At 31.0% G+C, this 12,723-nt stretch carries 11 protein-coding genes; 10 read left to right on the plus strand and 1 reads right to left on the minus strand.

Annotation, left to right across the window (positions count from 1 at the left end; translation table 11 throughout):
* Positions 1-22 precede the first annotated feature (22 nt).
* The 4 genes from AC11VW_RS03665 to AC11VW_RS03680 all read left to right on the plus strand — a co-directional run bounded on the left by AC11VW_RS03665 (position 23) and on the right by AC11VW_RS03680 (position 4,262).
* Positions 23-1,081 (plus strand): uroporphyrinogen decarboxylase family protein, encoded by a 1,059-nt coding sequence (locus AC11VW_RS03665; RefSeq protein ID WP_484300033.1) that lies wholly within the window; start codon positions 23-25, stop codon positions 1,079-1,081.
* Positions 1,082-1,137: 56 nt separating this feature from the next.
* Complete coding sequence (locus tag AC11VW_RS03670) at positions 1,138-1,785, plus strand: corrinoid protein (RefSeq protein WP_484300034.1); 648 nt, start codon at positions 1,138-1,140, stop codon at positions 1,783-1,785.
* A gap of 124 nt (positions 1,786-1,909) precedes the next feature.
* Positions 1,910-3,712 carry an ASKHA domain-containing protein gene (locus AC11VW_RS03675; protein WP_484300035.1) on the plus strand — a complete coding sequence of 601 codons (1,803 nt, stop codon included), beginning with the start codon at positions 1,910-1,912 and terminating at the stop codon, positions 3,710-3,712.
* Between the two features lie 10 nt (positions 3,713-3,722).
* Positions 3,723-4,262, plus strand: coding sequence for a DUF2284 domain-containing protein (locus AC11VW_RS03680; RefSeq protein ID WP_484300036.1), 540 nt, complete (start codon positions 3,723-3,725; stop codon positions 4,260-4,262).
* A gap of 377 nt (positions 4,263-4,639) precedes the next feature.
* Here the strand turns inward: AC11VW_RS03680 and AC11VW_RS03685 are convergent, their stop codons facing one another.
* The gene (locus AC11VW_RS03685) at positions 4,640-5,794 is read right to left on the minus strand and encodes a M20 family metallopeptidase (RefSeq protein ID WP_484300037.1); all 1,155 of its coding nucleotides are present in this window, start codon (positions 5,792-5,794) and stop codon (positions 4,640-4,642) included.
* Positions 5,795-6,339: 545 nt separating this feature from the next.
* Here AC11VW_RS03685 and hcp point away from each other — a divergent pair.
* From hcp to AC11VW_RS03715, 6 genes are all read left to right on the plus strand, one after another.
* Positions 6,340-8,082 (plus strand): hydroxylamine reductase, encoded by a 1,743-nt coding sequence (hcp, locus tag AC11VW_RS03690; protein ID WP_484300038.1) that lies wholly within the window; start codon positions 6,340-6,342, stop codon positions 8,080-8,082.
* An 85-nt stretch (positions 8,083-8,167) separates the two neighbouring features.
* Positions 8,168-8,833, plus strand: a complete 666-nt coding sequence (locus AC11VW_RS03695) for a Crp/Fnr family transcriptional regulator (RefSeq protein WP_484300039.1) — start codon at positions 8,168-8,170, stop codon at positions 8,831-8,833.
* Between the two features lie 133 nt (positions 8,834-8,966).
* Positions 8,967-9,977: an anaerobic sulfite reductase subunit AsrA gene (gene asrA / locus AC11VW_RS03700; protein ID WP_484300040.1), complete on the plus strand. Its 1,011-nt coding sequence runs from the start codon at positions 8,967-8,969 to the stop codon at positions 9,975-9,977.
* Positions 9,978-10,769: an anaerobic sulfite reductase subunit AsrB gene (gene asrB / locus AC11VW_RS03705; protein ID WP_484300041.1), complete on the plus strand. Its 792-nt coding sequence runs from the start codon at positions 9,978-9,980 to the stop codon at positions 10,767-10,769. It abuts the gene before it with no gap.
* Between the two features lie 13 nt (positions 10,770-10,782).
* Positions 10,783-11,751 (plus strand): sulfite reductase subunit C, encoded by a 969-nt coding sequence (gene asrC / locus AC11VW_RS03710; protein WP_484300042.1) that lies wholly within the window; start codon positions 10,783-10,785, stop codon positions 11,749-11,751.
* A 21-nt stretch (positions 11,752-11,772) separates the two neighbouring features.
* Positions 11,773-12,579: a formate/nitrite transporter family protein gene (locus tag AC11VW_RS03715; RefSeq protein ID WP_484300043.1), complete on the plus strand. Its 807-nt coding sequence runs from the start codon at positions 11,773-11,775 to the stop codon at positions 12,577-12,579.
* The last annotated feature ends 144 nt before the right edge of the window (positions 12,580-12,723 follow it).

Genomic DNA, 12,723 nt, shown 5'->3' on the forward strand with positions numbered 1-12,723 from the left:
ATATTTATTGGAGGTTTCTACCATGGGAAAATATCCTTTTAACAAAGAAAAAGAATTAAGAGACATAGGAACAATACCTGCAATTCCCCCAGTTTATGGCATGCTATCACACCCAACTAGAAAATTTGATACTCCTATAACAGCAAGAGAAAACTTTTTAAGAATATGTAATAATGAAAAACCACTTTGGTTACCAACTATGCTAACTGATTTTAACTTTATTCAACCTATAGTAATGCCAGACGCAAAAGCAAGAATAGAAGGGGGATTTGACTGGTTCGGAATAGAGTGGGAATATGAACCATTAACTAATGCTGCTATGGTAAAGCCAGGGACTAGAAGACTTAGCGATATTACTAATTGGGAAGATGAGTTAGTATTTCCTGATTTAAAAGAAATAGACTGGCAAAAGGATTATGAAGAAAACTACAAGTTAGTGTTAGATAAAAACAGACCAACAATATTTACAATTGTAAATGGGTTATTTGAGCGTACTGCAGATTTAACAAGTTTTGAAGATGCTTTCTGCTATTTACTAGAAGAACCAGAAGCTCTTGAAGCTTTTTATACTAAATTAGCTGATTGGCATATAGAATTAATAAAAATAGCAAAAGAAGTTTATGGTGCGGATATAATCACTTTCCATGATGATATGGGTACTCAAAAAAGTTCTTTCTTCTCTCCAGCAACCTTTGAAGAAGTAATGCTTCCACATTATAAGAAAATAGTTGATGCAACTCATGAAATGGGGCTTTATATAAACTTCCATTCATGTGGGTCAGTTTTAAATCAAATTGAGAATTACTGTAAAGTTGGATTTGATTTCTGGGAAGGTCAAGATGCTTGTAATGATAAATATACAATAATGGATAAATATGGAGATAAACTGGGTCAAATAGGAGCCTTTGCATTAGAGCCGACTTTATCAGATGAGGAGTTTGAAAAAGCTTTAAAAGAAAGAGTTCTTACTTTAGGAGCAAGTGGACGCTATATTATGTGGTTCCGTGAGCCTACTTTAGAGCGTATGGCAAAAGGATATGAAATAATATATTCAACATCACGTGAAATGTTTAGTAAGTAGGAAGTATAGGGTGAATGATAAATCTAATCAAAATAATGTTAAGGGGGATTAATATTATGTCAAAGATACAAGAAATATCAAAAGCTGTTCAAAGTGGTAAATCTAAAATAGTTGGTGGATTAGTTCAAGAAGCACTAGGTCAAGGGTTTAATCCATCAGAAATACTAAATGTTGGTATGATTGATGCTATGAGTATAGTTGGAGAAAAGTTCACGAAAAATGAAATATTCGTACCAGAAATGCTTGTTGCAGCACGTGCTATGAAAAAGGGAGTAGAGGTTCTTAAACCACATCTTGCAGGAGATGGGTCATCATCTGTAGGTAAAATGGTTATAGGGACTGTATCAGGAGATTTACATGATATAGGTAAAAATTTAGTTATTATGATGATGGAAAGTACTGGATTTGAAGTAATAGATCTTGGAGTAGATGTACCAGTTGAAAAGTTTGTAACAGCTGTGAAAAACAATCCAGATATAGTTGTAGTTGGTGTTTCTGCACTACTTACAACTACAATGCCTGCAATGAAAGATACTGTTAAAGCACTTTTAGAATGTGAATGCAGAGACAGAATAAAAGTTATGGTAGGTGGAGCTCCTATAACTCAAGAGTTCGCAAATGAAATAGGTGCAGATGCATATACAGAAGATGCAGCATCTGCAGCACAAGTAGCTAAGTCATTTGCTACATGCGCATCAGCTTAAAAACCTATGATTAACTAAAATAATAAGGAGTATTTGGATTATATATGATTGTATATCTCTAGATACTCCTTATTATATTTTTGAAAATTAATAGCAATAAATTAATGGTTGGGAGTGTATAGTGGTGAGTGAATTTAAAGTATTATTTAAACCTCAAGATATAGAAATAAAAGTAAATCAAGGAATCTCCATATTAGAAGCACAAATTAAAGCAGGCCTTCAACCGGAGGCACCCTGTGGTGGACAGGGTAAATGTGGTAAATGCCTTGTTGAAATAATCAGAGGAAAAACTAGAGAGACTGTAAAAGCCTGCACTACCTATGTAAAAACAGATATGGTAATAGATACAGCTTCTAAATTTAATGGGCATAGCATTTTAACTCAAGGTATTGAGAGAAAAATTGAAGTAGACCCTATTATTAAGACTATTAATGTAAAGGTTGAAAAATGTAAGGTAGGAGATAACAGTTCAGACTGGAAAAGACTAAAAGATGCAGTAGCTACAACCACTAATATTGATGAAAGTTTAATTCCTGTAAATGTTTCAGTGGTATCAAATTTATCACAATTCCTAAATAAAAATAATCATGAAGTAAATGTAGTAATGAGTGAAAATGAGATAATAGATTTGAGATTAATAGAAAAGCCTTGGTATACAGTAGCCTTTGACATCGGGACTACTACTATTGTAGGTTATTTACTAGATGGGAAAACAGGAAAAGAATTATGTGTAGTAAGTATGCTAAACCCTCAATCGCAGTTTGGTACAGATGTAATTATGAGAGCACATTATGCTATAGAACATGGTGTTCATAATTTAAGCAGTTTAATTAGAAAAGCTTTAAATGATTTAATAGAGGAATCCGTTAATAAATCAGGAATAAATAAAAGTGAAATATACCTTATATCTATTGTAGGAAATACTTGTATGCATCATCTACTTTTGGGAATTTCACCACAATCTTTAGTTCATTCTCCTTACAATGCTTCTCTTAGTGAAGGACTAATATTAAATGCAAGAGACTATGATATTACAATAAATAGTAATGGAAAACTTATGGTACTTCCAAATATTGCAGGATTTGTAGGTGCGGATACTGTAGGAGTACTAATAGCAACAGAGTTTCATAAACTAGATGCTCTAACACTAGTCATAGATATTGGCACAAATGGAGAACTAGTTATGGGAAATAAAGATAGAATGATTACCTGTTCGACTGCGGCAGGACCTGCCTTTGAAGGTGCTAAGATACAGTGCGGTATGAGGGGGGCAGAGGGAGCAATAGATCATATAGAATTTAATGAAGATAAGTTAGAATACACTACAATAAAAGGAGCAAAACCAATAGGTATTTGTGGGTCTGGGCTTATAGATATTGTAGCAAATCTTCTTAAGATTGGTTTTATAGATGATAGTGGAAAATTATGCTCATTAAGAGAGCTTGAAGGAAGTAATAAGATAGATGATTACAATCGAATTTTAGAAATAGATTCGATGAAATGCTTTGTTATAGCCTTTGAAAATGAGTCTGGAAATGGAAAGAAAGTATTTTTAAGTCAAAAGGATATTAGAGAGGTACAACTAGCAAAAGGAGCAATATCAGCTGGGATAAATCTTATGGTAGAGAAGCTAAAAATTAAATTAAGTGATATACAGCAGGTCTTTATTGCAGGAGCCTTTGGAAACTATATGTCACCACAAAGTGCATGTGATATAGGATTAATACCAGCGCAGCTAAAAAATAAAATAAAGCCTATAGGGAATGCTGCAGGCCAAGGATCTAAGATTTGTGCCCTTAATAAGTATGAATACAAGACAACTTTAAAAATAGCTAAAGATACAGAGTTTTTAGAACTAGCCACAAATCCTAATTTCCAAGAATACTTTATTGATGAATTAGAATTTCCACAAATTATAGAAAGATAAGGTGAAAAGAATGAAAAATATAGAACATATCAAAAAGAGAGCACTAGAAGTAGGCTTCACTGTATCAGCTAATTTAGACTGTACGACCATAAAGCCAATGAAAGAAGTGAGAGAAATGTGTTCATCAAATAAATGTAATAAGTATGGTAAAAACTGGGCTTGTCCTCCAGGATGTGGAACTCTAGAAGAGTGTACTAAGAATATAAATAATTATAAATATGGTATAATTGTTCAGACTGTAGGGGAACTAGAAGATTCCTTTGACTATGAATCTATGATGGAAATACAAGAAAAGCATAACCAAATGTTTAAGAATATCACAAAAGAACTAAGAGAAGAATATCCTAATTTAACAGCACTTGGAGCAGGTTGTTGCCTTCAATGTGGAGAATGTACATATCCTCATAGTGCATGTAGATTTCCACAGAAAGCTATTTCATCCATGGAAGCTTATGGAATGTTAGTTAGTCAGGTTTGTAGTGATAACAATATACCTTATTATTATGGAACGGGAACACTAGCTTATACTGGATGCTTTCTTATAGAATAAAATTTTTGGATATAGACTTATATTCTTCTAAATTTAAGTTAATTTATGTGTAATTAATTTTTTTTGATTTTATTATATGTTTAGCTTGCCTAAAAATTCATCAAATTTATATACTGATAGAAAAATACCAATGAAATCACTATATAAACCTTTGGAGGAAATCAATTTATTAAGTAAAGATATAGTAAAAAGACAGGCCCCGATGCCTGTCTTTTGAAGAAATTATGAGAAATAAAAAATGCTTTAATGAAGTATCTAAGTATTCAGTGGATATTTATATTATATCCTAATATTTGGAAATTATACACTTATTTGATAATAATTATATTTTTTGATAATTATTTTACTTAGCCGATATAAGTAAAAAGGAAGACCTCCTACTTATTTTCAAATTCTTCTTTAATTGTTTTTAATAAATCTTTATCCATTATTACCTCATATCCACTTAAAGCCATTGCAGCGGCACCTTGAATTATTTTTTCATGGGCCTTTTGGGTAATAGTATTATCTGCAAACTCTTTAGTATGGGCTACTATTCCCTCCTTTATGCCTATATAAGGGTGTATTGCCGGTACCACATGACTTACGTTGCCCATATCTATAGACCCTAAACCTGATCTATTCTCTTCTAAATCATCTACCTTCATATATTTCATGTTATCTTTAAAAATCTTTGATAAGATCTTATTAGTTCTCATATCATCATAACTAATCTCATAATTTCTAATATTTAATTTAGCTCCCGTCATTAAAGAAGCACCTTTAGCTATATTTTTTACCTTTTCTACCACTTCATTTAAATACTTCCTTTCTCTTGATCTTACATAAAATTGAGCTACAGCCCTTTCTGGAACTATATTAGCTGCCACACCACCTTCTTTTATGATTCCATGGATTCTAACATCTGATTTTAAATGTTCCCTTAAAGCATTTATACCATTGAAGGTCATAATAACTCCGTCTAAGGCATTTATTCCTGCCTCTGGTTCAGCTGCAGCATGACTAGCTTTACCTGTAAATTCAAATTCTATAGCATCCATGGCTAATGAAGTTCCACTATCAAAACTCTTTTCCCCTGGATGAACAATCATAGCCACATCTATATCCTCGAATACTCCTGCATCTACCATATGTACCTTTCCACCATCTGTTTCTTCAGCTGGAGTTCCTAATACCACTATCTTCCCTCCTATTTCATCTACAACCTTACTAAGACCAATGCCTGCTCCTACTCCCATAGTACCTATCATATTATGTCCACATCCATGTCCTATATCTGGTAGAGCATCATATTCACATAAAAATCCAATAGTAGGACCATCTTTTTTACTATCATAAACTCCTTTAAATGAGGTTTTTTGATTAGCAATGTTACTTTCCACTGAAAAACTATGTTTTTTTAGAATGTCCATCAATAACTTAGAACTTTTAAATTCCTCATTACCAAGCTCTGGATGATTATACATAAAGTCATTTATATCTACAAGTTCATCCCTTATTTTATTAATCTCACTTACAATAATGTCTTTCATAACACTTCCTCCTTTATGATTTTGTATATATATACATTGTACTCATTTGAAAGTACCCTTACAACTAAAAAAGGACACGGTATTTGTTTGCTTCAATAGAAGTCTAACTTATCACTCATCTTTTCTAATCCTACTAATTCTTTATAGTCTGCAACCTGATGTTTATTTTCTTCTAATTTACTCATTATTTTTTCAATTTCTTCCTCAGTAAAATTTCAGCTACAAGCACTTTTATGACTTCTGCTTCAATAGCTGTTAAGTCCACATACATAGAAGTAAATTTAACTAGCACAATGAGTCATATAAATAAGGATATATTAATCACAAGACTAAATGTGTATTTAAAATATATATTATTTTTACAATTTGTAACGTAAGTTACAGAAGGTTAAAAGATATTAGTATATACTTTAGAATATAGTAATCACACAGGTAAACATGACTGACACAAATATTAGCAAAGATATAAATGAGTTATATTTTATTATAATTTAAATAGAATTTCAAATGGGTATATAAAATAAATATTAATTGGAGGAGTTATTATGGAAAATAAAATGTTTTGTTTTCAATGTCAAGAAACAGCAGGATGTAGCGGGTGTACAAAATTTGGAGTATGTGGTAAGTCACCAGATTTAGCTAGAATGCAAGATTTATTAATATATACAACAAAAGGATTATCAGAGGTTACAACAAGACTTAGATCTGAAGGAAAAGATATAACAGGAGAAGTAAACCATTTAATAACTATAAACTTATTTACCACTATAACAAATGCAAACTTTGATGATGCTATATTCTACTCTAGAGTAAAAGAAACTTTAACTACTAAAGAAGCTTTATTAGCTAAATTAGGCAATAAAGAGAACTTATCAGAAGCAGCATTATGGAATGCAACTTCAAATGCAGAAATGGATGTAAAAGTAGGTCTTTTAAGTAAAATAAAAGATGCTATATTAGGAAGTGGTAAAGAAGAAGTTACTGCTGAAATAGATTCTATATTAGATAAAAAATCAACTAAAGTAGGAGTATTAGCAACTAAAGATGAAGATGTAAGAAGCTTAAGAGAGTTAATAATCTACGGATTAAAAGGTCTGTCTGCATATATGAAACATGCTAATGCTTTAGGATATGATGGTGAAGAAGTAAATGCATTTATGCAATCAGCTTTAGCTAAGACTTTAGATGATAACTTAAGTATAGATGAATTAATAGCATTAACTTTAGAAACTGGAAAAGTTGGAGTAGATGGTATGGCTCTACTTGATAGTGCCAATACAGGAACTTATGGACATCCAGAGATTACTAAGGTTAATATAGGAGTTAGAACAAATCCAGGAATACTTGTATCTGGACATGATTTAAAAGACTTAGAATTATTATTAAAACAAACAGAAGGAACTGGAATTGACGTTTATACTCACTCTGAAATGTTACCAGCTCATTATTATCCAGCATTTAAAAAGTATTCTCACTTTGCAGGAAACTACGGAAATGCTTGGTGGAAGCAAAAAGAAGAATTTGAGAGTTTCAATGGACCAATATTAATGACTACAAACTGTATAGTACCACCAAAAGATAGCTATAAAGATAGATTATACACTACAGGAGCTGCTGGATTTGTAGGAGTTAAACATATAAAAGGTGAAAGTGAAGACAATAAAGATTTCTCAGAATTAATAGAGCAAGCTAAAAAATGTCCATCTCCTACAGAAATAGAAACAGGAGAAATAGTTGGTGGATTTGCACATAATCAAGTATTTGCATTAGCAGATTCAGTTGTAGATGCAGTTAAAACTGGAGCTATAAAGAAATTCTTCGTTATGGCAGGATGCGATGGAAGAGCTAAATCAAGAAATTATTATACAGAATTTGCTGAGGCACTACCAAAAGATACAGTAATTCTTACTGCAGGATGTGCAAAATACAAATACAATAAATTAAATTTAGGCGATATAAACGGAATACCTAGAGTATTAGATGCAGGACAATGTAATGATTCTTATTCATTAGCACTTATAGCATTAAAGCTTAAGGAAGTATTTGAATTACAAGATATAAATGAATTACCAATAGCATTTAATATAGCATGGTATGAGCAAAAAGCTGTAATTGTACTGTTATCATTATTATACTTAGGGGTTAAAAACATACACTTAGGGCCAACACTACCAGCATTTTTATCACCAAATGTAGCTAAAGTATTAGTTGGAAACTTTGGGATAGGCGGAATAACAAATGTTGAAGATGATATAAAGATGTTCTTAGGAGACAGTGCTAATGCATAACAACTAAAATATAGTAGCTGTATAAACTAATTAAATTAGTGATATACAGCTACTTTTATATCCGAATATTAAAAAAGGGGCAAACATGAATAATATAGAGCTATTTAAAAATATAAAAGAAAAAAGTGAAATAGAGCTTAGAAAAATACTTAAGGAACGAAAAATATCTAAAAAAGAAATACTATTTAATGAAAGAGATATAATAGATAAATTATACATTTTGAAAAGTGGAAAAATATCTGTTTTTAAAATGACTGAAAATGGAGACAGAAAAATAATATTCATACTTAAAAATGGTGAAATGATAAATGAGCTAAGCTTTGATAATACAAAACCCACTACAGTTGGTTGTGAAGCCTTTGATAAATCTATAATACTTGAATGTAGGATCAAAGATTTTATTAAAATTATGGAAGAGGATTTTACATTAACTAAAAATGTATTGTTACATATTCAAAACACAAACAGAAGACTTTATAGACAGCTTAAAAACTCAATATCAATACGTATAGACAAAAAGTTAGCAGCAAAGCTTTATAGAATGGGAAAAGAATTTGGTGTTTGTAAAGGTGAATGGACGTTACTAAATGTCAATGTAACAATAACTTATCTAGCAGATATGCTAGGGTGTAAAAGAGAAAGTTTATCAAGGGCTATGAAAATACTACAAGATAAAAAATTAGTAAAAATAGAGAATAAAAAAGTATATATAAAAAGAGATGAGCTTTCTAGCTATTTTAAATCAACTTAAAACAATTTAATAAAAACTAAAATAATTAAGTATCTATATTAGGTACTTTTTTTGAATATTGTGATAAATGTCACAGCTCAGAAGGTGGGTAATGTGTTAATATTTATTTAACAAAGTTTAGGAGGGAGAATATATGAAAATAAAGTTAGATAAATCAAGCTTTAATGAAGGTTTAAATAAGTTAAAATCAGAGTATAAAATATTAGCACCTAAAACTACGCCTTTCAAGGGAACGTTTTCCGATACGGATATAATAAAGTATGAAGAAATAAATAGCATAGAAGAAATAGAATTTAATAAAAAGTCAAACTTTTCAGCAAAGGAAACAATTCTACCAATAACACAAGTATTATTTTACTTTACTGAAAAAGAATATAAAGCTAGTGATATAGAGGACAAAAAACTTTTAGTTTTTCTAAGAGCATGTGATTTAAATGGAGTAAAAAGAATAGATGAAATATATCTTAGAAATGGAATAGAAAGAGACTACTTTTATGAAAGACTAAGAGAAAAAGTTAAATTTGTACTTATAGGATGTAGAGAAAGTTTTAGAAACTGCTTTTGTGTAAGTATGAATTCAAACAAAAGTGATGACTATTCAATGGCACTTAATCTAAGAGACGAAGAAATATACTTAGATATAAAAGATGAAGCATTAAATGTATTTAGTGGCGAGGATACCGATTTCATAGTTGATTTTGTTAAAGAAAACATCATAAATCTGGAAATTCCTAAAAACTTGAATTCAGTAGAATTATCAAAACACCCTATGTGGGATGAATATGATACAAGATGTATAGCTTGTGGTAAATGTAACTTTGTTTGCCCAACATGTACATGTTTTACGATGCAAGATATATACTACAAAGAAAATGAAAACGTTGGAGAAAGAAAAAGAGTATGGGCATCATGTCAAGTAGATGGATATACAGATATGGCTGGAGGTCATGCTTTTAGAAAGAAACAAGGAGAAAGAATGAGATATAAAGTTATGCATAAAATACATGATTTTGATAAAAGGTTTGGATATCAAATGTGTGTAGGTTGTGGAAGATGTGATGATGCATGTCCGCAGTATATATCACTTTCAGAGTGTATAGACAATATTTCAGATACTATATTAGCAAAAGAGGGGGCAAAGTAAATGAATCAATATATACCAGTTGCTGCTAAGATAACAGATATTATTAAGCATACAGATATAGAATGGACATTTAAGGTAAATTGTAATACTAATAATGTTTTGCCAGGGAAGTTTTATGAAATATCAATACCTAAATTTGGAGAAAGTCCTATATCAGTTTCAGGATATGGTAATGATTATGTAGACTTTACTATAAGAAACGTAGGGAAGGTAACTAGGGAATTATTTAACTACAACATAGGAGATAACTTCTTTATCAGAGGGCCTTATGGAAATGGGTTTGATGTAGATTTATACGAGGGAAGAGACGTAGTCGTTGTAGCAGGTGGTAGTGGATTAGCACCTGTTAGAGGGATTGTAGAGCATTTTTATAATAACCAAGATAGATGTAAAAGCTTTAAGTTAATAGTAGGATTTAAATCTCCTAAAGATATATTATTTAAAGATGATTTAAAAAGATGGAATGAAAAGTTAGATATATTAGTTACAGTAGATGGAGCAGATGAAAATTACCAAGGAAATGTTGGATTAGTTACAAAATATATTCCAGAACTTAACATAGAAGATAAAAACAGAATGTCAGCAATAGTTGTAGGACCTCCTATGATGATGAAATTTACAATTGGAGAGTTTTTAAAAAGAGATATAGCTGAAAATAATATATGGGTTTCATATGAAAGAAAGATGTGCTGCGGTGTTGGTAAATGTGGACATTGTAAGATGGATGACACGTATATATGCATAGATGGACCCGTGTTTGATTATTCTTATGCTAAAAATCTTATAGATTAGGAGAATGTTTATTATGATAAGAGATTTAAATACTAAAAAAGTAATGAAAAATGCTTACAGAATAACTAAAAATAAATACGAAACTTCTCTTAGAGTTAGAATTCCAGGTGGATGTGTAGACCCAGAGAGTTTAATGATAGTATCAAAGATTGCTAATGAGTATGGTAATGGTCAAATCCACATAACAACTAGACAAGGCTTTGAAATACTTGGTATAAAAATGGAAGATATGCCCAAGATTAATGAAATAATACAACCTGTCATAGAAAAGATGAATATAAACCAAAGTGAAAAAGGTAAAGGCTATTCTGCAGCAGGAACTAGAAATATATGTGCTTGTATAGGAAACAAAGTCTGTCCAAAGGCTCAATATAATACCACAGAATTTGCAAGAAAAATAGAAAAAGCAGTATTCCCAAATGACTTACATTTTAAGATAGCATTAACAGGATGTCCAAATGACTGTATAAAAGCAAGAACTCACGATTTTGGGATAATAGGTATGACTTTGCCATTATACGAAAAAAATAGATGTATATCTTGTAGTGCTTGTGTTAAAAAGTGTAAGAAATTATCAACTGGTGCACTTAAAATGGAAAATTATAAAATAGTAAGAGACCACGATAAGTGTATAGGATGTGGTGAATGTGTACTTAACTGTCCAACTAGTGCATGGACTAGAGATGATAAGAAATACTACAGACTTGCTATAATGGGTAGAAGTGGTAAGAAAAACCCAAGATTAGCAGAAGATTTCTTAGTATGGGCAGATGAAGAATCTATAACGAAGATAATACTTAATACTTATAAATATGTAAATGAGTATATAGATAAAAATGCACCAGGTGGAAAAGAACATATAGGATATATTGTTGATAGAACTGGATTTATGGAATTTAAGAAATGGGTACTTGAAGATATTGAATTAGATGACATAGTGAAGGTAAGTGAAAATATATATTGGAGTGGAATAAAGTATTAATATAATTTTAGGGGGAAAAACATGCACAATGAAACTTTAGAAAAATTAACTAATGCTGCAAAGAATAAGATAAATCTACTTAATAATAGTAAAGCAAAATACTTGGTATCTTCAGCTTTTGCTGGACTTTACGTAGGTCTTGGAATAACACTAATATTTACAATAGGAGGACTATTAACTGCAGCTAATTCTCCTATGACTAAAATAATGATGGGTGTTTCATTTGCCATAGCATTATCTTTAGTAATTATGACAGGCACTGAACTATTTACAGGTAACAATATGGTAATGGGTGCAGGAGCATTAAACAAAGGGGTAAGTGGTAAAAGTGTCGCAAAGGTTTGGGTGTATAGTTATGTAGGCAATTTAATAGGTTCACTTCTTGTAGCAGGATTTTTTGTAGGCACTGGACTTGTAGATAAAGGACCTGTAATGGAGTTTTTTGCTACTACTTCAATAGCAAAAGCGTCAGCACCATTTATGCACCTTTTCTTTAGAGGTATATTATGTAATATATTAGTTTGTGCAGCGGTATTATGTTCATTTAGAACTAGTGATGATAGCGCTAAGTTGATAATGATATTCTTATGTTTATTCACCTTTATAACTTGTGGATTTGAACATAGTGTGGCTAATATGACTATATTTGGGGTAGTGTTGTTCTCACCAGCTATACAAGGAGCTACTTTAATGGGATCTATATATAACTTATTTGTAGTAACACTTGGTAATATAGTAGGTGGAGCTATAGTTATGGGGATTGGAGTTTATATACTTGGAAGTGAGAAACAAAAAGTTAGCAACAATTTAAGTAATAAATCTATATAATATATAAAAATAGGCTGTCTTAGAATAGAGTTTAACTGTAACAATAAAAACTATTCATAAGATAGCTTTTTTAGTTAGAACAAATAAGGAGACTATACATAATAGTTAGTGCTGTTGCAGCAGGAATGAGTACAGCTGCAAAGT

This window comes from Romboutsia sp. (genome assembly GCF_056995035.1).